Annotated in this window: 23 protein-coding genes; 7 read left to right on the top strand and 16 right to left on the bottom strand. The window is 68.0% G+C overall.

Annotation, left to right across the window (positions count from 1 at the left end):
* Window positions 1-27 precede the first annotated feature (27 nt).
* Window positions 28-279 (bottom strand): hypothetical protein, encoded by a 252-nt coding sequence (locus EOV43_RS06080; protein ID WP_128220172.1) that lies wholly within the window; start codon window positions 277-279, stop codon window positions 28-30.
* A 74-nt stretch (window positions 280-353) separates the two neighbouring features.
* Here EOV43_RS06080 and map point away from each other — a divergent pair, with 74 nt between their 5' ends.
* A complete protein-coding gene (map, locus tag EOV43_RS06075; RefSeq protein ID WP_128220170.1) occupies window positions 354-1,211 on the top strand; it encodes a type I methionyl aminopeptidase in 858 nt (285 codons plus the stop codon).
* An 89-nt stretch (window positions 1,212-1,300) separates the two neighbouring features.
* Complete coding sequence (locus tag EOV43_RS06070) at window positions 1,301-1,954, top strand: TetR/AcrR family transcriptional regulator (protein WP_128220168.1); 654 nt, start codon at window positions 1,301-1,303, stop codon at window positions 1,952-1,954.
* Between the two features lie 7 nt (window positions 1,955-1,961).
* Here EOV43_RS06070 and EOV43_RS06065 read toward each other — a convergent pair whose 3' ends face one another.
* Entirely contained in the window at window positions 1,962-2,618 is a 657-nt protein-coding gene (locus tag EOV43_RS06065; protein WP_128220166.1) for a FadR/GntR family transcriptional regulator, read from the bottom strand.
* Window positions 2,619-2,779: 161 nt separating this feature from the next.
* Between EOV43_RS06065 and EOV43_RS06060 the strand changes: the two genes are divergently transcribed.
* Window positions 2,780-4,639, top strand: a complete 1,860-nt coding sequence (locus EOV43_RS06060; protein WP_128220164.1) for a tannase/feruloyl esterase family alpha/beta hydrolase — start codon at window positions 2,780-2,782, stop codon at window positions 4,637-4,639.
* A 74-nt stretch (window positions 4,640-4,713) separates the two neighbouring features.
* Here EOV43_RS06060 and EOV43_RS06055 read toward each other — a convergent pair whose 3' ends face one another.
* From EOV43_RS06055 to EOV43_RS06000, 12 genes are read right to left on the bottom strand one after another with little or no spacing between them, the layout of a single operon-like run.
* Window positions 4,714-5,451 carry a thioesterase family protein gene (locus EOV43_RS06055; RefSeq protein ID WP_128220162.1) on the bottom strand — a complete coding sequence of 246 codons (738 nt, stop codon included), beginning with the start codon at window positions 5,449-5,451 and terminating at the stop codon, window positions 4,714-4,716.
* Window positions 5,448-6,014, bottom strand: a complete 567-nt coding sequence (locus EOV43_RS06050; protein ID WP_128220160.1) for a pirin family protein — start codon at window positions 6,012-6,014, stop codon at window positions 5,448-5,450. The genes EOV43_RS06055 and EOV43_RS06050 overlap by 4 nt, the downstream gene beginning before the upstream one ends.
* Window positions 6,015-6,050: 36 nt before the next feature.
* Entirely contained in the window at window positions 6,051-7,598 is a 1,548-nt protein-coding gene (locus tag EOV43_RS06045; RefSeq protein ID WP_206611403.1) for a class I adenylate-forming enzyme family protein, read from the bottom strand.
* Entirely contained in the window at window positions 7,599-8,018 is a 420-nt protein-coding gene (locus EOV43_RS06040; RefSeq protein WP_164878789.1) for a hotdog family protein, read from the bottom strand.
* On the bottom strand, window positions 7,999-8,802 hold the full coding sequence (locus tag EOV43_RS06035; RefSeq protein WP_128220156.1) for an enoyl-CoA hydratase/isomerase family protein: 804 nt from the start codon (window positions 8,800-8,802) through the stop codon (window positions 7,999-8,001). The genes EOV43_RS06040 and EOV43_RS06035 overlap by 20 nt, the downstream gene beginning before the upstream one ends.
* On the bottom strand, window positions 8,799-9,590 hold the full coding sequence (locus EOV43_RS06030; RefSeq protein ID WP_128220154.1) for an alpha/beta fold hydrolase: 792 nt from the start codon (window positions 9,588-9,590) through the stop codon (window positions 8,799-8,801). The genes EOV43_RS06035 and EOV43_RS06030 overlap by 4 nt, the downstream gene beginning before the upstream one ends.
* Window positions 9,590-10,441: a cupin domain-containing protein gene (locus EOV43_RS06025; protein ID WP_128220152.1), complete on the bottom strand. Its 852-nt coding sequence runs from the start codon at window positions 10,439-10,441 to the stop codon at window positions 9,590-9,592. Before EOV43_RS06025 ends, EOV43_RS06030 begins: the two co-directional genes overlap by 1 nt.
* Window positions 10,438-11,280, bottom strand: coding sequence for an ATP-binding cassette domain-containing protein (locus EOV43_RS06020; RefSeq protein ID WP_128220150.1), 843 nt, complete (start codon window positions 11,278-11,280; stop codon window positions 10,438-10,440). The genes EOV43_RS06025 and EOV43_RS06020 overlap by 4 nt, the downstream gene beginning before the upstream one ends.
* Complete coding sequence (locus tag EOV43_RS06015; protein WP_128220148.1) at window positions 11,267-12,118, bottom strand: ABC transporter ATP-binding protein; 852 nt, start codon at window positions 12,116-12,118, stop codon at window positions 11,267-11,269. The genes EOV43_RS06020 and EOV43_RS06015 overlap by 14 nt, the downstream gene beginning before the upstream one ends.
* A complete protein-coding gene (locus EOV43_RS06010) occupies window positions 12,115-12,963 on the bottom strand; it encodes an ABC transporter permease (protein ID WP_128220146.1) in 849 nt (282 codons plus the stop codon). The genes EOV43_RS06015 and EOV43_RS06010 overlap by 4 nt, the downstream gene beginning before the upstream one ends.
* Complete coding sequence (locus EOV43_RS06005) at window positions 12,956-14,020, bottom strand: ABC transporter permease (RefSeq protein ID WP_128220144.1); 1,065 nt, start codon at window positions 14,018-14,020, stop codon at window positions 12,956-12,958. The genes EOV43_RS06010 and EOV43_RS06005 overlap by 8 nt, the downstream gene beginning before the upstream one ends.
* 3 nt (window positions 14,021-14,023) lie before the next feature.
* Window positions 14,024-15,640: an ABC transporter substrate-binding protein gene (locus tag EOV43_RS06000; RefSeq protein ID WP_128220142.1), complete on the bottom strand. Its 1,617-nt coding sequence runs from the start codon at window positions 15,638-15,640 to the stop codon at window positions 14,024-14,026.
* 250 nt (window positions 15,641-15,890) lie between these two features.
* Between EOV43_RS06000 and EOV43_RS05995 the strand changes: the two genes are divergently transcribed.
* From EOV43_RS05995 to EOV43_RS05990, 3 genes are all read left to right on the top strand, one after another.
* Window positions 15,891-17,057, top strand: coding sequence for an acyl-CoA dehydrogenase family protein (locus EOV43_RS05995; protein WP_128220140.1), 1,167 nt, complete (start codon window positions 15,891-15,893; stop codon window positions 17,055-17,057).
* Between the two features lies 1 nt (window position 17,058).
* Window positions 17,059-17,961, top strand: coding sequence for a VOC family protein (locus EOV43_RS15380; protein WP_164878790.1), 903 nt, complete (start codon window positions 17,059-17,061; stop codon window positions 17,959-17,961).
* A 71-nt stretch (window positions 17,962-18,032) separates the two neighbouring features.
* Window positions 18,033-19,127: an MFS transporter gene (locus EOV43_RS05990; protein ID WP_164878791.1), complete on the top strand. Its 1,095-nt coding sequence runs from the start codon at window positions 18,033-18,035 to the stop codon at window positions 19,125-19,127.
* 13 nt (window positions 19,128-19,140) lie between these two features.
* Here EOV43_RS05990 and EOV43_RS05985 read toward each other — a convergent pair whose 3' ends face one another.
* Entirely contained in the window at window positions 19,141-19,845 is a 705-nt protein-coding gene (locus EOV43_RS05985; protein ID WP_128220135.1) for an enoyl-CoA hydratase/isomerase family protein, read from the bottom strand.
* Window positions 19,845-21,011, bottom strand: coding sequence for an acyl-CoA dehydrogenase family protein (locus tag EOV43_RS05980; RefSeq protein ID WP_128220133.1), 1,167 nt, complete (start codon window positions 21,009-21,011; stop codon window positions 19,845-19,847). Before EOV43_RS05980 ends, EOV43_RS05985 begins: the two co-directional genes overlap by 1 nt.
* 335 nt (window positions 21,012-21,346) lie before the next feature.
* On the opposite strand from EOV43_RS05980, the gene EOV43_RS05975 reads away from it, so the two are divergent.
* Complete coding sequence (locus tag EOV43_RS05975) at window positions 21,347-21,697, top strand: VOC family protein (protein WP_128220131.1); 351 nt, start codon at window positions 21,347-21,349, stop codon at window positions 21,695-21,697.
* Window positions 21,698-21,700: the final 3 nt, after the last annotated feature.

The raw sequence follows: 21,700 nt of genomic DNA, 5'->3' as shown, positions 1-21,700 counted from the left end.
GCTGACGACAGGCCTCGACGGCGACCCTCACCGGGCGGTGTCGGGGCCTTCGTCGTTGCCGCGCTGCTCAGCGCCGTCGTCGCCGGGAGCGTCGTCGTTCCAGTTGGGGTCGTTGGCCCACTCGTCGTTGCGTTCGGCGACGATCTCCAGGGCCCGCGCGGCCTCGGCCTCGCTCGCGTAGGGGCCGAAACGGTCAGCGTTCTTGCAGCCGTTGCGGGGCTCGACGGCCTCGTGCTTGAAGCACCACCAGAACTCCTGCTTGCGCGTGAAGATGCCCATGACCGGCACGCTACCGCGCCCGACACCAGCGCGGGCGGTGCGCTGGCTCCGCGTCCGGGGCACACCTCCCTAGAATGGGAGGCGTGAGTCACGTCGTCGCGCATGCCATCTCCCCCCGTCGTTCCGTCCCGGCCGCCATCGAGCGCCCCGAGTACGTCGACAAGCCGGCCCCGGCCAAGTTCACCGGCCGCGAGGTGAAGGACGCCGAGACGATCGAGAAGATGCGGATCGCCGGCAAGCTGGCCGCCCAGGCCCGCGAGGAGGTGGGCAAGGCCGTCGCTCCCGGCGTCACCACGGACGAGCTCGACCGGATCGGTCACGAGTTCCTCTGCGACCACGGCGCCTACCCCTCGACGCTGGGCTACCGCGGCTTCTCGAAGTCGCTGTGCTCCTCGGTCAACGAGGTCATCTGCCACGGCATCCCCGACGCGCGCGTCCTCGAGGACGGCGACATCGTCAACATCGACATCACCGCGTTCATCCACGGCGTCCACGGCGACACCAACGCGATGTTCTTCGCCGGCGAACCCGACGAGGAGTCGCGCCTGCTGGTCGAGCGCACCAAGATCTCGCTGGACCGCGCGATCAAGGCCGTGAAGCCGGGCCGCCAGATCAACGTGATCGGTCGCGTCATCGAGGCGTACGCCAAGCGCTTCAACTACGGAGTCGTGCGTGACTTCACTGGCCACGGCATCGGCACGTCGTTCCACTCCGGACTCGTGATCCCGCACTACGACCAGGACCACTACGCCGACACGATCGAGGTCGGGATGACCTTCACGATCGAGCCGATGCTCAACCTCGGCACCCACGAGTGGGACATGTGGCCCGACGGCTGGACCGTCACCACCAAGGACAAGAAGCGTTCAGCGCAGTTCGAGCACACGCTGCTCGTCACCAAGGACGGCGCCGAGGTGCTGACCAACCCCTGACAGACCGGTACTGACGAACGTCTCCGACGGCTAACGGTCGTTCGGACGAGGTGGTCACACAGGCGCCCTCTCGGCCCTAGAATCTCCCCATGCCCGAACGTCGCTCCCCGGAATCGCACCTGCTGAGCCTGATCGTTCACGTCCGCGACAATCGTCTTCCCGACCCCGAGGGAACCCGCCGCACCATCGTGCAGAAGGCGATGGTTCTCTTCACCCAGCTCGGGTACGGCGGCACGTCGATGCGTGCCATCGCGGCTGAGGTGGGCGTCCAGGCCGGCAGCATGTACGGACACTTTCCCCAAGGGAAGCAGCAGATTCTGGAGGAGGGCCTGCGTGACATCCTGCAGGAGTTCCTCGCCCATCTGTCGGCGACCCTGACACCGGAGATGTCGCACCGCGAGCAGTTCGAGACGTTGGTGCGCCGGCACGTGTCATGGCAGTTGGAGAACGGCTCGCGCGGTCTCGGATGGCAGGCCGCCTTCGGCGGTCTGGGAACGAACGACGCCCTCGACGAATCGGCTCGGGAGTCCTTCCGGGTCGGCCGACTCATGTACTACGGCTACGTGGAGTCGCTGATCGCGTCCTTGGGCGGCGAGGAGAACGCCTATCCCCTGTCGCGCGCCGTGCTGACGCTCTGTGACAACGCCAACCGGGTGCGGCCGCACCCGGGTGCCACCCACGACGAGGTGGCCGACCAGATCCTGTGGATCGTGAGCCGGATGACAGGCCTCACGCCTGCCTGAGCGTTCCTCACCCCCGGTAGGTCTCCCCCACCCATTTCAGGTGCCGGATCATCGCCTCGCCGGCGAGGTCGGCGTCGCAGGCTCTGACGGCGTCGACGATCTCCCGGTGGTCGTCGCGGACTTTCGTGCCGCACGGCGGTTCGGGATGGCGCGCCTGGACGACGAGGGCCCATTCGAACCACGGTTCCGCCATACGGGTCCACAACGGACCGCCGGTGGCCCGCAGGAGGCTCTCGTGGAAGGCGCGGTTGCGTTCGAAGGAGTAGCGCTCGTCGTCGACCAGTTCGTTCCAGCGGTCGGCCACCCGTGGATCGACGGCTGCGGCCCGCACCGCCGAGACCTCAAGGGCCATCCGTCCGGCCATGGCCGCGTCGACCGTGACTGCTTCTGCATCCGGGTCAGCTGCGCGGGCCGGGCTGGTGTCGACCACGAACGTCCCCCCGCGGGCCCCACGACGGGACTCGACAATGCCTTCGGCCGCGAGACGTCGCAGGGCCAGTCGGAGAGATCCGCGGCTGATGCCCAGCTGCTCGGCAAGTTCGGTCTCCGGGGGGAGCTTGAGAGCCCCGACACGGGCGCGTTCCCGGAGTTCTCCGCGCAACGCATCGGCCACCTGGTCCGCGACGCTGCGGACCCGGAGCGGCTGCCACCCGACGCGGCTCATCCGATCGCTCCCAGAACCCTCGGAACACGGCCGCCGGACCACTCATTCTCGCCCTTCGCTGGGCGCCACGAAAGTCCGTACTTTGCACTTCGCAGGCGGGTCCGCGCGTTCCTAGGGTGACGCCACCTCCCCTCGCCGAGGGGTCTGCGACAGGAGTTGACATGTCTCGAAGATGGCTCGCCCCACTCACGTCCTTGACCCTGGCCCTGAGCGGTACGTTCGCTCTCAGTGCCACCAGCACGGCCGTCGCCACGCCGGCCACCACCACGCTGTCGAGCGACGCATGCGTCGCACTTCTCTCCCACGAGGACCCGTCCGTCAGCGGCGCCAGAATCACCTCCGCCGAGATCATCACGGCCGCGGGCACCATGCCGGAGCACTGCCGTGTGACCGGCACCGTCACCAACAAGGCAGGCGGTCTGGCGACGTTCCGTGTCAATCTGCCCACCGCCGGCCACGACGGCCGCATGTACTTCCGTGGATGCGGCGGATCCTGCGGATCCCTGATCGGCCCCGACCCGACGTGGCTGGCGCGCGGGCACGTCGTGGCGACCACCGACATGGTGACCCACTCCTACGGCTCGCTCTCCTTCGCATGGGCGCGCAACAATCGCGAGGCGGAGATCGACTTCTCCTACCGCGCGACGCACGAGGCGACCGTGATCGCCAAGAACCTCACGAAAGCTGCCTACGGAGCCCGCCCGTCGCACTCGTACTTCTACGGCGGTTCGACGGGAGGCCGTCAGGCTCTCGTCGGCGCCCAGCGCTATCCCTACGACTACGACGGCATCATCGCGCTCTACCCGGCCAGCAACGAGACCTCCATCGGCACCCTGCACCTGTTGTGGAGTGCGGGTGCGAACCTCGACGCCCAGGGCGAGCCGATCATGACCAACGCGGACGCGGAGATCCTGCACGCTGACGTGATCGCCTACTGCGACCCGAAGGACGGCCTCACCGACGGCCTGATCGAAGACCCTCGCGCATGTAATTTCAAGGCGTCCCAGTCCCGCCTGAGCCCCGCCAAGGCTGCCGTGGCCCAGCTCATCTACGACGGACCTCGCGACTCCAGTGGCAAGGCACTCACTCCGGGTGGCCCCGAGCTGGGTTCGGAGCTCAACTGGCGCAACAACTACATCCAGGCCGACGGTGCTGCCGAGTCCGTCTACACGTCGTTCGGCAAGTCCTTCACCCGTGACGCCGCGTTCGAGGACGACCTGCCGGAGGACTGGACTCCCGACCAGTTCGACTGGGACACCGACCCCGCCCGCTTGGGCTTCATGGAGCAGTTCTACACCTCCACCAACACCGATCTGAGCACCTTCCACCGCGCCGGCGGCAAGCTGCTCCTGTTCCAGGGATGGTCGGACCAGTCCGTCGTGCCAGCCTTCACCCTCGACTACCACGCACGTCTGGTCGCCCACATGGGCAAGGCCACCACCGACGAGTTCCTGCGCTTCTACACCGTTCCGGGCCTCGGCCACAGTGCTCTGCCCTTGGACCCGACCCTGGAACTGCACGACTGGGTGGAGAACGGCAAGGCTCCGCACGCGTTCGTTGCCCGGAACCTGACCGGTGCCACGAAGGCTGCCACCCGGCCGCTGTACCCGTTCCCGCTGGTCCCGCGCTGGAGCGGCAAGGGCAACATCAACGACCTGGCCACGTGGCGTTCGTTCGACCCCACGGCCCGTCCCATCGCTCCTGTCCGGCCCGCCGAGCCGGTGGCGAAGGCCCCGGGCAAGGTCTCCAAGGTCAAGGTCAACGGCAAGACGCGAGCTCGCACCCGCACGGTCTCCTGGCGTGCCCCGGCCGCGGTGAAGGGTGCTCCTGTACTCCGCTACCGCATCACCGTCTCCCAGAAGGGCAAGGTGACCTCGAACCGGACCATCCGCTCGTCGGTGCGGTCGATGAAGTTCTCCACCTCCAAGCTGCGCAGCGGCCGGGCCAAGGTCACCGTCCGGGCAGTCAACAACACCGGTTCCAGCGCCCCCGCTTCTGTGGTGTTCCGGATCAAGAAGTGATCCCCAAGGTCTGAAGGCATCTGCCCGGTCACCCCTCGGGGTGACCGGGCAGATGCGCGTGGTCTCCGGCACCGTCACAACGCGTCGACGACGCGCCGGTTCTGGGTACCACGCGCCACGAAGGCCCCCTCAGTGGTACGGATCTCGCCGGTGTCGCAGCAGAACGCGCCGTCGGACCACTCGGTGCGCATCTCGCCCCAGTACCACCGTCCGGCCTCGGCCCGGTGCGAAGGATTGAGGTGCATGGCGAAGTCGACCGTCGGGACGAAGGCTGGCTTGTCCTCCAGGGCGAAGAGGCCCGGCGGCAGCAGGTCGAGAAGGACCGCTTCGACACCGCCCTCCCCGAGGTCGTCACCATGGCCGGGACGCACCCGTAGCCAGGCACGGGTGGTGAGGACGCCGTCGCGGGTCTCCTGGTCGATCACCTTGAGCTGCAGCTTCGGGTCGTAGGGCAGGTGGCCCCACGGGGCGTCGTAGTCGACGACGTCGGCCGCCGGAGGTGCCGGCGGCAACGTCCGGGGGGAGAGCTTGTCGCCCTGGCCCGCGGCGGCGAACTTGGCCACAGCGCTGGCCTTGGCGCGGCCGTCCTGTCGCAGGGCCGCCCGCACCAGAGCGGTGCTGCGCCCCCGGTGCAGCACCTCGACGGTGCCCTCGGTCTCCCCCGGAACCACAGCGCCGGTGAACTCGGCCCACACCGATGCCAGGGCCAGCCGGTCACCGACGTCGGTCGCGGTGAGGAGGTCGGCGAGCATCGCGACGACCTTGCCGCCGTAGAGCCCTTCCTGACCTCGCCAGTCGTGGGGCGCGATCATCGCCGCGTCCGCACCAACGAGGCACCTTCACCGACGGCGGGGGCAGCCTCGACGGTCCACCGGGTGAGGCCCACGTCGACGCACTCTCCCTGAGCGCCTGCGGCCAACGTCCAGTGGGCCTCGGGAGTGGCCAGGACGGCTCCGGTCGGCGTGGTGTCGTCGACGCGTTCAGTGCTGACGGCCAACGTGCACTCGCCGAGTTCGTCGGGCGTGAGGAACGTCGCCGGACCGGAGAACCAGGCCAGCGCCGTGCAACCGCCGGCGGTCGACATGCCGTTGCGCACGATCTCTGCCGGGACGTGGGTGAGGTCCCCGCGACGCACGGTCGTCCCGTTGAGCTGGAGCTCTCCGTCGAGGACCAGGAAGGTCTCCGCGGCGTTGTACCCCCCGGCCACCGGACGTTCGAACCCGGCGGGGAATCTCGCCAGGATCACGAAGTCGTCGGGGTGCGAGGCGAGCGGAACGACGTCGATGCCGACGTTGGCACCGTCCATCGGGACTCGACGCCACCGCTGGCCCGCGTCGGAGAGGTCGGTCAGGTCGAGCGAGGTGGGGCGTGCCATCGGCGTACTCCTGGCGATCGGGGGGGATGTTCCGGGTCAGGCGGGCTCGATGCGGGCAGCGACGTAGTCGTCCTGGATGACGCGCTTGAGCACCTTTCCGCCGGCGTTGCGGGGCAATGCGTCGAGGGTGTGCCACTCACGGGGCAGCTTGAACTTCGCGACCCCAGCGGCGACGTGCTGCTGGAGTGCCTCGACGTCCACGACTGCGCCGGCGGTGGGCACCACGAACGCGGCGATCCGTTCGCCGTATGTCTCGTCGGGGACGCCGACCACGGCGACCTCGTCGACCGAAGGGTGACGTCCGATGACCTCTTCGATCTCGCGCGGGAAGATGTTCACGCCTCCGGCGATGATCATGTCCTTCTTGCGGTCCACGATCGAGATGAAGCCCTCCTCGTCGGCCACGGCGACGTCACCGACACTGATGAATCCTTCGTCGTCGGTGGCCTCGGCGGTCGCCTCGGGGTTGTTGAGGTACTCCTTCATCAGCATCGGCGAACGAGCCCACAGTTCACCGGGTTCACCCGGCGCGACCGGGTTGCGGTCGTCGTCGAGGAGCTTGACCTCGTTCATGAACCACGGGTGGCCCACCGATCCGGCCTTGCGCATCGAGTCCTCGGGGCGCAGGTCGGTCACCAGGGAACACTCGGTGGAGCCGTACAGCTCGTGGATGCCCACCCCGGGGAACGCCTGGTGCACCCATTCCTTCAGCTCGACCGGCAATGCGGCGGCGTTGAAGTAGAGGGTCTCCAGCGCCGACAGGTCGTAAGCACCAGCGGGCTCCTCGACGATCCGCCGGATCTGCTGCGCATGGGTGGGAACCAGGAAGACCGTCGACGTGCGCGAGGACTGCAGCAGCGACAGGAACTCCTCGGGGTCCCATTTCGTCTGGACCGTCACCTGACCGCCCAACTGGGGGCCGGCGAAGCCGAACGAGAATCCGGCACCGTGGTAGAGCGGCGCCACGGCCATGGTCTGCTTGCCAGGCCCGAGTCCGTACTCGATCGCGGCACCGTAGGCGGTGAGGAGTCGGCCCCTGTGGGTCAGGACGACGCCCTTGGGGCGGCCTGTGGTCCCTGAGGTGTAGGTGATGCAGAAGACGTCGTCGTCACCGACCTGCGCCTTCGGGTCGACGGCACGCTGGGTGTCGAGGAACAGTTCGTAGTCACGACCGACGTCGCCCGCGCCCGACCCGGCGAACGCGATCACGGCGTCCATCGACTCGATGAACGTCGAGGCGTTGTGGGCGAGCGCCGGGTCGACGATCAGGACCCGTGCACCCGAGTGGGCGACGATGAACTCGTTGTCGAGGCTGGAGTTGCGCGAGTTGAGCGGCACCACGGGCACACCGGCCTTGGCCATGGCCGTCATGATCTCGAAGTACTCGATCCGGTTGCCGGCGAGCACCGCGACCGGCTTCTCCGGTCCGCAGCCCAGCGCGAGGACGCCCTGGGCGAGGCGGCTGGACCGGTCGTCCATCGCTGCGAAACTCAGGCTCCGGTCGCCTTCGACGGCGGCGATCCGGTGCGGGGCGGAGCGAGCGAACTCGCGCACGCCGTTGGCCATGTTCAGTTTCAGGGACACTCAGACTCCTGGGACGGGTGTGTTCATCAACATGACGATGTCCGCCTCGGCCACCGTGTCGACGCCGTGAGGGGACGCGACGACGACGATCTGCCAGGCGAACTCCTGGACGTGCTTGCCGCTGCTGGTGGCACGGTGGGAGCCGGGCGTCACCCGGACCCGCAGGGTGTCGCCGGCGCGGACCATCTGGGTGAATCGGACCGACTTCATCTCCAGCAGTGCGACGGCGTCGTCGAGCACGCCAGACTGTTCGACGAGTCCGCCGGCCAGCAGCAGGACGCCCTGGCCGGGGAGCGGTGTGGACTCGCCGTGGGTGGCGACGTCGAAGAGCGGGTGGGTGTATCCACCGCGCCCCACGACGGTGCTCACGAGGTCGGCGTCGACCTGGACGGAATCGGTCTCAACGTAGGTGGCTGACATCAGCGTCTTCCCATCTCGGTTCACGTTTCTCCACGAAGGCCAGATATCCCTCCGCTGCGCCCTCACTCGTGAGGAACTTCGCGAAGATCTTCCGCTCGTAAGCCAGACCATCGGCCAGCGAAAGGTCCTGAGCTGCCGCGACGGTCAGCTTGGTGGCCGCGATTCCGGGTCGGGAGAGGCCACGCAGCGTGTCGACGAGGGCCTCGGCAGCAGCCATGAGGTGAGTCCGCGGGACGGCTTCCAACGCGAGCCCCCACGCCACGGCGGTGGCGGCGTCGAGCCACTTCGACGTGAGCATCAGCGCCTTGGCCTTCTGGTCGCCCAGCTTGCGGGCGGCCCGCTGGCTGGCACCGGCACCGGGCGGCACGCCGAACTGCAGGTGAATGTCACCGATCTTCGCTTCCTCCGCGACCACCACGAGGTCGCTGGCCAGGATGATCTCGAAGCCACCGGCGCGAGCCAGTCCGTTGACCGCCGTCACGACCGGCACCGGAAGCAGTTCGATGCGCCGCAGGACTGCGTGGAAGCGGTCCAGATAGGGCAGGAAGACGCCTTGGGGATCCCCGAAGCACTCCCCCAGAAAGGTGATGTCGATGCCCACGCTGAAAGCGCGCTCGCCGGACGCGGTGATCAGCACCGCTCGCAACGAGGTGTCAGCCTCGGCCTCGTCGAGTGCTTCCTCGAAACCGGTCATCGCCTCGGGCGTCATGCTGTTGAGCGTCTCGGGGCCGTGGAGGGTCAGGTACATGACCTGGTCACGGACCTCGCGCAGCACCACGGTCATCGGGCGACCTTGTCGACGAAGGTACGCAGGTGCTGGGCGTACTCAGCGGGCGCGCGCAGGTGTGGTTGGCCGTGGAGCCCGGGCAGGACGACGAGTCGAGCGTCCTTCGCGGTGGCCAGTGCGACGGCGTCCTTGTCGGCGAGCAGGTCGAACTCCGCGTCGAGCAGCAGTACGGGGACGTCGAGGGCGGCCAGTGACTCGGCGGGGTCGTGGCGGAACGCAGCGCGGTACCCCCAGTGATAGCGCGGTAGCACGCGGAGCGCCTCGAGCGATGCCAGGTGCAGCATCTCCTCGTCGAGACCGGGCCAGATGCGTCGATAGCGTTCGACTGCCCACGAGAACTGATCGCCGTGCATCGTCTTCTCGACGTCGGGCGCCCAGTTGGCCAGGTGTTCGGCGCGTTCCTCGGCGTCGTAGAGGGCGACGCCGCTGAGGACGACGCCCGGGCAACGTTCGCCGAAGAGCCGTGCTGCCTCGATGGCGATCGATGCGCCGGTGTGGAGGCCGCAGAAGACCGGGTCGGTGACACCGAGGTCGAGGGTGGCTGCTGCGAGCACAGCCGCGTACTCCGGGATCTCGGTGTCGGGCCCGGCCGGAGCATTCGACGCCCCGTAGCCGGGGGTGTCGAAGGCGATGACGCGCACGCCGTCGCCGAGGTGCGACATGACCTTCTCCCAGACGACCGAGGAGAGCGGCGACTCGTGGAAGAGAACCACCCATGGGCCGCGGATTCCGCTGCTGCGGTAGTGGATCTGGCCCCAGGGGCCGTCAACGTACCCGGACTTCATCACAACTCCTTGGGCGGCGCAGCGGTGTGCTGTGCAGGGCAGGTCTTGACCATGGCCACGACTGTGTCGGGGGCAGCGAAGGCAGGCAGCTCTTCCCCACCGGCCGCTCGGAGCAGCGAACCTGCGCCGAGGCGACGGCCGTCGTCGAGGACGACTTCGCCGTCGACGATCACCACGAATCGTTCATGCGGGCCGGCCTGAGGTGTGGCCGCCGTGCCGGCCACGAAGCGCACCAGTGAGGTCTCGGTGCCGGTCTCCGGGTTGTCGCTGAGCACCTTGGACTCAAGCCCTGCAGCACCCAACAGTGTCCCGGAATCGTCGTGGGCGCGCCACGGCATGTGGCGTGACTCCGCCCGTCGGACGTAGCCGCGGGGACCGACGGGGTCGGCCACTGCGACGTGCTGTCCGGCGTCGGCGTCGGGTCGCACCACACGGCTGACGTGGAGGGATCCCTCACACGGCTGGGTACCTTCCATCATCAGGACGGCCTCGAAGCCCCTGGGGCTCTGCGCGGAGTGGACCCAGCCCGGCGGACGCCAGAAGTAGTCCCCCGGCTCGAACCAGCCCTCCGCGGTCAGCTCCACCGAGCCGCCCAGCACCAGGCACTCCTCGACGGAGTCGTGGTAGGCCTCCGACAGGTCCCGGTAGCCGGCTTCGCACCGGATGTGGTCGATCCGGCGTCCGGTCGACTCATCCTTCCAGAGACACTTGGCATGGTACGTGGCCAGCAACGCCAACGCTGAGGCTTCGTCGGTGCCGATGTTGTCGCGGAATGCGGGATCCATCGTGGCGAACACGTCCGCACCGTTGACCCACTCCAGGGCTGCCGTATCGACGACGGAGGCATTCACGCGGTGCTCGCCTGACGGACAGTGGTGTCGCCGCTGAACGCCTTGTAGGCGTGACGTTCGCGGGGGTCGGCGGAGAGCCGGGCCGAGAGCAGCGTCCGGGTGTACTCGTGACCGGGAGCGTCGAAGAGCTGCCGGGTGGGGGCCGTCTCGACGATCTCACCGAGGTACATGACCGCGATCCGGTCGCTGATCCACTCGACGGTGTGCATGTCGTGGGAGACGAACAGGTACGCCATCCGCGACTCCTCCTGCAGCTCGGCCAGCAGAGCCAGCACCTGTGCCCGGATGGAGAGGTCGAGCGAGCTGGTGGGCTCGTCGAGCACCAGGAACCGGGGACGGGTGATGACGGCGCGGGCGATGCCGACGCGCTGTTGCTGGCCACCGGAGAGTTCTCCGGGCAGACGCGTCGCGGACGACTCGGGCAGGCCCACCTTGTCGAGCATCTGGACCACCTGGGAGCGGATCTCGGTGGTACTGAGGTCGGGGCGGTGGATCTGCAGCGGCTCCGCGATGATCGAACCGATGGCGAGCCGCGGGTTGAGCGACTCGAACGGTTCTTGGAAGACGACCTGCATGTCTGCGCGCTTGGCCCGCAGACGCTTGGCGTCCAGCGCACCGATCTCGTCACCGGCGACGGTGATGGTGCCGGAGTCGACGTCGAGCAGACGCAGGGCTGCCTTGCCCAGGGTCGACTTGCCCGAGCCCGATTCGCCGATGACGGCAACGGTCTCGCCTTCGTCCACGCTCAGGCTGACGCCCTTGAGCGCCTGGACGGGCTCGGCGCCGCGCTGGCGGGCGGCGAAGGTCTTGACGACCTCGGAGATCTCAACGAGCGACATTCAGCTTCTCCCCCGGCTTGGGAACGGATCCGATGAGCTTCTGGCTGTAGGGGTGCTGCGGCGTGACCATGACGTCGTGCACGGTGCCCTCCTCGACCACCTCACCGCCGTACATGACGACGACGCGCTGGCAGTACTGCGCGATGACGCCGAGGTCGTGGGTGACCAGCAGCATCGAGCGTCCCTCCTCGCGGACCTTCGACGAGATGAGGTCGAGGATCTGCGCCTGAACGGTCGCGTCGAGGCCGGTGGTGGGCTCGTCGGCGAAGAGGAGCGGAGGTGACAAGGTAGTGGCCAACGCGATGACGACGCGCTGGGCCATGCCGCCCGAGAGCTGGTGGGCGTACCCGTCCAGCACCCGTTCGGGACGCACGATCCCGACGCCGTCGAGCATCGCCAGGGCGATCTTGCGAGATTCCTTGCGCGGCACCTTCGTACCGTGCGCCTTCTGCAGCTCGAAGAACTGGCGTTCGATCGTGTAGATCGGGTTGAGCGAACCGAACGGGTTCTGGGCGACGAATCCGACGGCGCGCCCACGCACCTTCTGCATCTGCTTGCTCGAGTAGCCGGCGATGTCTCCGTGCCCGGCCAACTCGATCCGGTCGGCGGTGACCGTGCTGTTGGGACCGAGCAGGTTGAGCACACCCTTGATGGTGGTCGACTTGCCGCAGCCGGACTCGCCGACCACACCGACGATCTCGCCCTTGCGGACCGAGAAGTCGACACCCTTGACGGGGTTGACGACGCCGTCGGGGGTCCTGATGGAGACGGCCAGGTTGCGGACGTCGAGCACCGTCTCGGGCGCTGAGGGGACGGTGGTGGAGGTGGTTTCACTCATCGGTAGGTCCTCGCGGTGCGGTCACCGATCGCGTCGGCGAGCTGGTTGAAGGCGAGCACGCAGAGGAGCACTGCGATGCCGGCGAAGCCTGCGATCCACCACTCCCCGGACGCCATGTTGCCGGCACCGTCGCGGATCATTCCGCCCCACGAGGGAGTCGGGGCCGCGACGCCCACGCCGAGGAAGGAGAGCGAGGCGATCACGACGATCGCGTTGGCGATGGTGAGCGAGGTCTGCACCAGCACGATGCCCCACACGTTGGGGAGCAGGTGCCGGAACGTGATTCGGCTGGGCTTGGCCCCCATCGCGATCGCGGCCTCGATGAATCGGCTCTCGCGCAGCGACAGGATCTCGCTGCGCATGAGCCGGATGTAGCGAGGAACGTTGATGAGGGCGATGGCCACCACCACCATGTAGAGGCGGTTGCCCGACAGGGAGACGAGCGCCAGAGCGAGGATCAGCAGCGGGAACGCCTGGAAGGCGTCGAGGCCACGGACCAGCCATTCGCTCCCCCGGCCCTTGCCGGACGCCATCAGCCCCAGGGGCAGACCCACCGCCAGGGAGAGCAGGGTTCCGGCCAGGGCGAGCGAGAGGTCGATCTGGGCGGCGTCGATGACGCGGGAAAAGACGTCCGCGCCGGTGCCGTCGGTGCCGAACCAGTGCGCGCCGCTGAGGCCCTGGAGGGAACTAGAACCGTCCGTGGCGGTGGGGTCGTACGGGAGGGGCGCGAAGAGGCTCGCCAGGAGCAGACCGATGATGAAGGTGACCCCGACGGTCGCCCCCTTGTTCTCGGTGACGATTCGGCGTAGCTGTCGCCCCTTCGGGGCCGCGAAGACGTCAGGCATGCTTGATCCTCGGGTCCAGGAGCCCGACGACGATGTCGAGCAGCGTGTAGGTGATCAGGGTCAGGGCACCGGCCACGAGGACCATGCCCTGGACGACCGGGAGGTCGAGGCGGAGGATTCCGTTGAGCGCCCAGGTGCCGATGCCGTCCCAGGCGAAGACCTTCTCGACGATCGCTTCGCCACCGAGCAGGGCGGCGAAGATGACGCCTGCGTAGGTGACGATGGTGGTGCGCGACTCGACGAAGGCGTACCGCAGGACGGTGCGTTCCTTGAGCCCCATGGCGCGGGCGAAGTGCACCTGCTGAGAGTTCAGGGCACGGCCGACGGTGGTGCGGGCGGTCTTGGCGAAGTAGGCCGCGTAGACGAGTCCCAGAGTCAGGACCGGCAGCACGAGGTGTTGCAGGGATGAGGCGAAGAGCGCCATGTCGCCTGCGATCAGGGCGTCGATCGGGATCGCGCCGGTGACCTTGGGCGGCGGGCTCTCGGAGAAGGCCAGCTGCCCGGCCGGTGCCGGCGCGATGCCGGCCACGAAGAAGAGGAGGTAGATCAGGATCAGGCCGAGGAAGAAGTCCGGGACGGCTTGGAAGATGCCCGTGAAGAGGCGGCCGACGGAGTCGGGCCAGCGTCCACGGAAGTAGGCGCCGACAGAACCGACGAGCACACCGATCACCGCAGCGAGCACGACCGACAGCAGGACGAGGGTGAGCGTGGCGGGAAGCTTCGAGGCGATCTCGTCGACGATCGGCTGCTTGGAGTAGTAGGAGACACCCAGGTCGCCCCTGACCAGACCGGACACGTAGTCGACGTAGCGCTCCCCCAGGGGGCGATCGAGACCGAGTTCGGTCTCGATCGCCTCAACCTGGGAGTCGCTGGCCAACGGGCCGGCGATCAGACGGGCCGGATCTCCGGGGGTGACGCTGACCAGGAGGAAGGACAGCGTCATCACCCCGAAGAGTGCGGCCACGAGGAACCCGAGGCGTCCGAGGACGAGGCGCCACGGCGCGTTCACCCCTCGCGGGGTGCGCAGTACGGCGCCCTTCACCGGAGCCAGGGCCATGGGTCAGCCTCGCTTGAGTTCGTCGAACTTCATGCCACCGGTGGGCAGCGACACGTAGCCCTCGAGGTCGTCGCTCATGCCGACGAGGTCGGGGACCTCGACCAGCGAGATGATCGGCTCCTCGTCGACGACGATCTGCAGCGCTTCGTCGATTGCGGCGTCACGTGCGGGACCGGCCTCGGTGATCAGCACCTTGTTGATGATCGAGTCGAACTCGTCGTTGGCGTAGCCGATCTTGTTGAGCGCGGATCCGCTGTGCAGGTAGAGGAACAGCGAGAAGCCGAGGTCGGGCTGCGACGGGCGCTCGGTGTAGAGGTAGGCCGGCATGGTGCGCTCGGCGACGGCTGCCTCGAAGTCGGCCGGCGACGGGACGGCCTTGACGGTGGCGTTGACGCCGACGGCCTTGAGGTCGGACTGCACGAGGCGGGCGAGGTTCTCCGCGAACGGGCCGGGGCGGGCCGTCGAGAAGGAGAGTTCGATGTCGAGGCCGGATGCGTACCCTGCCTCGGCGAGCAGCTTCTTGGCGAGTTCGGGGTCGTACTTGCCGGTCTCGGGCTGGCCCGCGAGGAGGCCCGAGGCCTGCGGGGAGTGGGCCGGCTCGGCGTAGCCCTGGTAGATGGAGGCTGCGATCTCCTCGCGGTTGATCGCGTGGCTGATCGCCTTGCGGACGCGCGCGTCGGCCACCTTCTTGTCGCCCAGGTTGAACGAGATGTTGTGACGGTTGGAGTCGGGCTGGATCGAGACGACGGCGTTGGCGCTCTCGTCGATCTTCTTCAGCTGGTCGAGCGGGGGCTCGGTGATCGCGTCGACGTCACCCGACATCAGCAGCTGGGCGCGGGCCGACGCATCCGGCACGGCCTTGGCGATGATCTCGGTGATCTCCGGCTTCTCGCCGTAGTAGTTCTCGTTGTACTCGAGACGGATCTCCTTGCCCGGGTCGAGCGTCTTCAACTTATAGGCACCGAAGGAGGCGGAGTTGTTGGCGAGCCACTTGCCGGCCCACTCGTCGTCGGCGGTGGCGTGCTTCTTCGCCTCGACGGAGTCGAGGATGCCGTCGACCGGGTAGGCCAGGACGGAGAGCGCGATCGCGGACGGCTTGAGCAGGTTGACCCGCACGGTGAGGTCGTCGATCTTGGTGACCGGCTCGTCCGGGTCGACGTTGGCCGACTTCAGCAGGACACCCGAGGACAGTGCTGCCGGGTTGGAGTACATGCGCTCGAAGGACCACATGACGTCGTCGGCGCTGAGCACGTTGCCGTACTGCGACTTCACGCCCTCGCGGAGCTTGAAGGTGTACTGCAGGCCGTCCTCGCTGATCTCCCACGATTCCGCGAGACCCGGCTTGACGGCGTCGACGCCCAGGACGGCGTCGTCGGAGGCCTTGGAGGTGTCGTACTCAACCAGGTTCTCCATGAACCCGTCGACCGCGTGCACCCAGCTGAGGCCGGTGTAGACGTTGGGGTCGAGCTGGGTCGGGGTGGAACTCCACGCGAGGGTCAGGGTGCCGTCGGCACCCTTGTCGGCGGCAGTGTCACCGGAACCACCACAGGCCACCAGGGCCGAAGCAGCAAGGGCCATCGTGGCCACTCCTGCGACGCGACGCATCACTCGTGAACGCATGTCGACTCCAAATCAAGTGCTCCGGCCCGGAGGCCGCTCGTATATGTCGGACGTAAACGTATGTGAGCCCGGCCACACGAACAACGGTTTCAGAACAATTGTTCGGAAGATTTTTGAATCTCTGTTGAATCTCAGCGAATCGAGCACCACCCAGACGCGTTTTGCCTAGCGTGTAAGGCGAACGATCGTTATGTTTCGTGTTCATCAGACGCGTAACCTCCCCGATCCAGAGCGTTGACGGAGAACTGCCATGCTGACTACCCGGCCCCTCCTCGAGAGCGAGGACCGCGCTGCCCTGCGCGCCCTGGTGACCGAGATTCTCGACCGCCACCTGACACCGCAGGAGGCCCTGGAGCACGACCGGACCGGCACCTTTCCGAGGCCGACCTGGGAGGCGCTCGGAGCCGCAGGACTGCTCGGCATCGGCGCCGACGAAGCACTGGGCGGCAGCGGCGGCACCGTCGGCGACGCGGTGGCGGTCACCGAGGAGATCGCCCGGCGCCTACCCAGCCTCTCCGTCGACCACGTTCTCAGCGGCATGGCGATGCGGATGCTCGCCGACCCCGCCTGCGGTTCGATCTCGGAGGCGCTCCCCCGGGTTGCGTCAGGGGCGTCCATCGGAAGCTTCGGCCTCTCCGAACCAGGCGTCGGCACCGACCTGCTCGCGCTGCGCACCCGGGCCGAGCTCCGGGACGGACAGTGGCATCTGGACGGCCAGAAGACCTGGATCTCCCTCGCCCAGGAAGCCGACGTCATCCACGTCCTGGCGCGCACCGATCCCGCCCCCGAGGGCCGCAGAGCCCGCGGGCTCAGCCTCATCACAGTCCTCGTCGACCAGCCCGGCGTCCAGATCCGGCGCGTCCACCTGGCCGGAATGCGTGCGGCCGGCACCTGCGAAGTCTTCCTCGACGACGCTGTCGCTCCCGAGTCCCACCTGGTCGGTGAACGCGGCAAGGGCCTACGCATGCTTTCGCAGGCACTCGACGTCGAGCGCGTCATGGCCGCAGCAATCAGCCTCGGCATCGGTCGTGCAGCCCTCGACGCAGCCCTCACCTACGCCGGGGAACGCGAGGCCTTCGGTGCGCCCATCGGTTCGCTGCAGGCAGTGGCCCATCCCCTCGCCGACAGCCTGGCCGAACTACAGGCCGCCCGCGCCCTCGTCGACCAGGTCGTGGACCGCATCGAGAGCGGGCACGAGGCGATCACCGCGGCCGGCATGGCCAAGCTCGTCGCCAGCGAGACCACCGCCCGGATCGTCGACCGCTGCATGCGGGTGATGGGTGCCATGGGCCTGGCCGAGGAGTCGTCGATGCAGATGTACTTCCGTGACGCCCGCCTCCAACTCTTCAGTCCGATCAGCAACGAGATGATCCGCAACCTCGTGGCCGAGGACGCCGGCCTCCCCAGGAGCTACTGAGATGTTCGACGGCATCGACGAGCTGGTCCTCCCTGTCGCTTCGCTGGACGAGCCACTGCACCTCTACCGCGACCTCATGGGCTTCACCCTTGCCTCCCGCCACCCCGCCAGCCCCCACCTGGCAGAGCTGTGGGATCTCCCTGCTGCAGTCACCGAAGAGGTGTTACTCACCAAGCCGGGGGCATCGGGCGGCGCACTTCGCCTCGCCCTCACCCCCGGCCTACCCCCCGCCGACCCCGCTGGACGCCCCGACCGCGCCGGGCCCTACGCACTGGACTTCTATCTGCGCGACGCCGCGGCAGTGGAGGACCGGTGCACCACCGCGGGCCGGAGGTTCGTGACCGAGGCCGTCCACTACGAGCTGCCCGGCACCACGATCCCCGTGCGTGAGCGGATGCTCATCCAAGATGACTCAGGCCTCCTGCATGCCTTCGTCCAGCACCGTCCCCGCGGCACCCGATGTGTCCTGGACCAGGCACCGGCCGAGGACATTTCCGAGGTGGCGGCAGCCGTCTTCATGACCGACCGGTTCGAGGACGCCCGCGCCTTCGCTCGCGAGATCCTGGGCGGCCAGGAGTACTTCGTGGGCCGCTTCGACGGCCCCGGCGTGGAGGCCATGCTCGCTCTCGATCCCGGCGAAGGGTTCATCGGTGCGCTCTACCGCGGCGCGACGTCCGCCAATGCTCGTCTCGAGTTCGGCGAGGCGATCACCTCCGAACGCTCCCCCGATCCCGTGCACCGTGTGATCGCACGCGTGGCGGTCGACGACCTCGATCGGGTCGAGGCACAGCTGGCGGGTGGCGTCCACGGACGGGTCACCGGACGTCACGTCGTCGACGGCGTCTCCCGTCTGGGTCTGGTCTCCGCCTACGGAGCGGTCTTCGACCTGCACCAGCGCCGATGAGGCCCTCCTCGACGTCCCCCCGTGGCACGCGAGCCCTGCTCAGCGCCGGAGCAATCGCGCCCGGCGTCATCATGCTGGCCAGTTTCACGCCCACCCCTCTGTATCCCGACTACCAGGAGCTCTTCGACATCGGCAGCGGCGGAGTGTCGCTGATCTTCGCCGGTTACCCCGCCGGCGTGGTCTTCTGCCTGACTCTGCTCGGCGGACTCTCCGACGTCATCGGGAGACGCCGCACCATCCTGTTCGGCGGAACGGTGTTGATCACGGGTCTGATGCTGCTCTCCGTCGCACCCTCCTTGGGCGTGATGGTGGTCGGCCGGTTCATTCAGGGCCTCGGTGTCGCCCTGGTCTCCACCGCGGCCGCGTCCGCCCTGATGGAGCTCCACCCGAAGGGCGTCGAGGCAGGCTCGCAGTTCAACACCGCATCAGTGAGCCTCGGAGTCGCCTTCGGTCCCTTGGTCGCAGGACTGGTGGCCGACCAGATGCCGAACCCGCTGCGCTCCCCGTACTGGGTGGTTGCGCTGATGGTGCTGGTGCCGATGGTGCTCGCCGCGTTCTCCCCCAGGACGCCACGCACCCCGGGTGCCCCACTGGTGCGCCGCGTCCGGGTACCCCGCGAACTCGCGCGCCCGTTCGTGGCGAGTGCGGCGGCCGTGGCGATCACCAACCTGTGCACCGGGCTCATGGGGGCGTTCAGCCCCGAGGTGGCTCGTTCGGTGGGCTGGCAGGGCAGCACTCTCAACGGAGTGTTCGTCTCGGTGCTGCTGTTCTCGATCGCCGTGGCCCAGATGGCAGGCGGCTCCTGGCCCCCGCGGCGCGCCATGGTCGGCGGTGGCATGGTCGCCGTGACGGGGTGGGCGTTGCTCGCCGTCGGCAGTTTCGTCGGCTCACCCGTGCTCGCGCTCGTGGCGGTGGTGGTACTGGGAGCCGGAACGGGTGCCACCCTTCTGGGCTCCGCAGCGGCGATGTCCTCGTGGGCTCCCCCGGAGCGCCGGGCCGAGCTCTACGCAGCATGGCTGCTGGTCCCGTTCACGACGCTGGGCCTGTCCGCATTCCTCGCCGCGCCGCTGGTGGCGTCGACGTCGGTGGCCTTCGCCCTGCTGGGTGCTGGTGCACTGACCGTCGGCCTGACGGCTCTGGTGCGCCACACGGCCGTCAGGACCTGATCCGGCGCAGCCTTCAGCTGAACAGGCGCAGGGTGGCCTCGACCTCGGCTCGATAGAGCGCGGCGACGCGACGACGCTCGCCGTCACCGAACAAGTTTCGGGCTGCGGCCCGGGCAACCGGGTCCTGGTCAAGGCATCGACGTGCCAGTTCGGTGGCACGTTCCAGAACCGATGGCGGCTCCACGACCTCGACACCTCCGTGCACAGCGACCTCCCGGGCCGGGCACCACGCGCCGGTGAGGCTCAGACGTCGGGCAGCGGGGTTGCCGACCAGCCTGGCCAGGACAGAGGCGCCCAACGGCATGCCCAGTTCGAGTTCGGGCACGCGCAGCCGTGCGTCGTCGGCCAGCACCACCAGATCGGCGGCGGCCGCCACGAGAGCGCCACCGCCGACAGCGGCACCGTTGACGCCCACGACGACGGTCGCCGGCGTCTCCAGGAGCCCGAGGACGGCATCGGTCCCGCGGCGCAGGATCTGGGCGGTCATGCCGGCACTCAACCCGTGATTCCACTCCTCGAGGTCCTGACCGGCACTGAAGTGACGCCCTGCGGCAGTGACGAGCAGGACGTGCCCCTCGTCGAGCCTCTGCAGGGTCTCGACGAGGACGTCGTACCGGTCGGCCCCGAGCGCGTTGGCTCGGGTGCCGTCCCACCGCAGATGGACCAGACGGTCGTGAGTGGTGACCGTGCAACCGCGATCCGAGGACGAGGCGGTCATCAGTAGGACCGGGGAAGCTTCAGGGCCTTGTGCGAGATGTGGTTGAGCATCATCTCGGTGCTGACCGGAGCAATGCGGAACAAGCGCACGAGGCCGGACAAGGTGCTGAGCCCGTACTCACGCGCCATGCCGTTGCCGCCGTGGGTCTGGATCGCGGCGTCGAGTGCCATCGCGGCGGTCTCGGACGCCTCCACCTTCGCCATCGCTGCTGCAACTCCGCCGGGTTCACCGCGATCGGCGGCGCGGGCCGACTCGAGGGTGAGCAAGCGCGCGGCCGCGAGTCGCGTCTCGGCGCGAGCGAGGGGGTGGGCGATGGCTTGGTGTGCACCGATCGGCTGGCCCCACACCGAGCGTTCACGGGCGTAGGCGACAGCCTTGTCGATGGCGTAGCGGCTGATGCCATTGAGGAGTGCGGCACTGAGGATGCGCTCAGGGTTGAGCCCGCTGAAGAGAACACCGAGGCCCTTCTCGCCGCCCACGATGGCGTCGCCAGCGACCTGGACTCGGTCGAAGAAGAGCGAGTACTGGCTCTCGGGCGAGGTGATCTCCACCGGGATCTCGGTGCGGGTCAGGCCGGGCGCGTCCGAAGGCACCAGAAAGGCCTTGGGGCCGGCGGGGAGCCCATCCGGACCACCTTCGGCCTGGGCGATGACGACCAGAGCATCGCTGTTGTCGACATGGGAGACGTAGTACTTCTGACCCGTGATCACCCATTGACCGTCCTCGAAGACGGCCTTGGTGGTGATGTTGTGGGTGTTGGACCCGGCGTCGGGTTCGGTGATCGCGAAGGCGAGGATCTTCTCCCCCGTTGCCAGGTCGGGAAGCCATTCCTGCTGCTGAGCCGCGCTGCCGTGGTCGGCGAGCATCGTGGCACACACCGCGGGCGAGAGTGCGATGAGCATCATCGGTAGGCCGTTGGCAGCAATCTCCTCAGCCACGACGGCGAGCGCTTCGAGCCCTTGGCCGCCGCCACCGAACTCCTCGGGAATCGCGACGCCGAGCGCGCCGATGCTTCCCAGTTCGCCCCAGAACGCACGGGCGTTGCTCCCGTCCCCGCTGCTGGTCACGAAGTAGTCGTGGCCGTACTTCTGGCTCACGGCGCGCACGGCGTCGCGCAGCGCGGAAAGCTCCTCGGGCGAGGCGGTCTGAGTAGGGCTGATGGGCATGGCAGAGTCCCTCGGATCGAGGTGACGCGTGGTCGCATCACCGTGGCCTGTCGAGCGACAGTGTTACATAACGATCGTTAGGCAATGAAGAAAATCGATCGAACGATTCTTGCGCCTAAGCCCGCCTCGCAGGGTGAATCGTGAATCAATCGACCTCATTTTCAATCTAACGAACGTTCTGACACCTCCATTGGTGCAGGCAAGGCGTGCTCCGCAAGGGAGCGAACGCCCAGATGCTTCCTGTCCGCCCCAGTGGTACTTCCACACGCATGAAAGGCTCGACGGAGTGCCGACGACGCACGGCACGTCAGGGAACGGTCGCTAGCGTCGTGGGCATGTCTCGCCACCACCGCATCGACTACGTGGAACTGGCCGCCCCCGATCTGGAGGCGTCCAAGCGCTTCTACGGCGACGTCTTCGGGTGGACGTTCGTCGACTACGGACCCGGGTACGCCGGGATCGCCTGCCCCGACTCGTCAGGAGAGATCGGCGGCCTCGACGCTGCCGGCACGCCCGGCGTCGGGTCTCCGCTGGTGATCATCTACTCCGACGACCTCGACGCGACCCACGCCGAGGTCTCAGCCGCGGGTGGCAAGCCGGCCGAGCCGTACACGTTCCCCGGTGGACGTCGGTTCCACTTCTCCGACCCGGCCGGCAACGAACTGGCGGTCTGGGCGACGCACTGACGG

The sequence above is a fragment of the Nocardioides yefusunii genome, assembly GCF_004014875.1.
In the GTDB taxonomy this organism is placed as follows: domain Bacteria; phylum Actinomycetota; class Actinomycetes; order Propionibacteriales; family Nocardioidaceae; genus Nocardioides; species Nocardioides yefusunii.
Note: the sequence above shows the minus strand (reverse complement) of the source record. Positions and strands in the feature narration are given on the sequence as shown.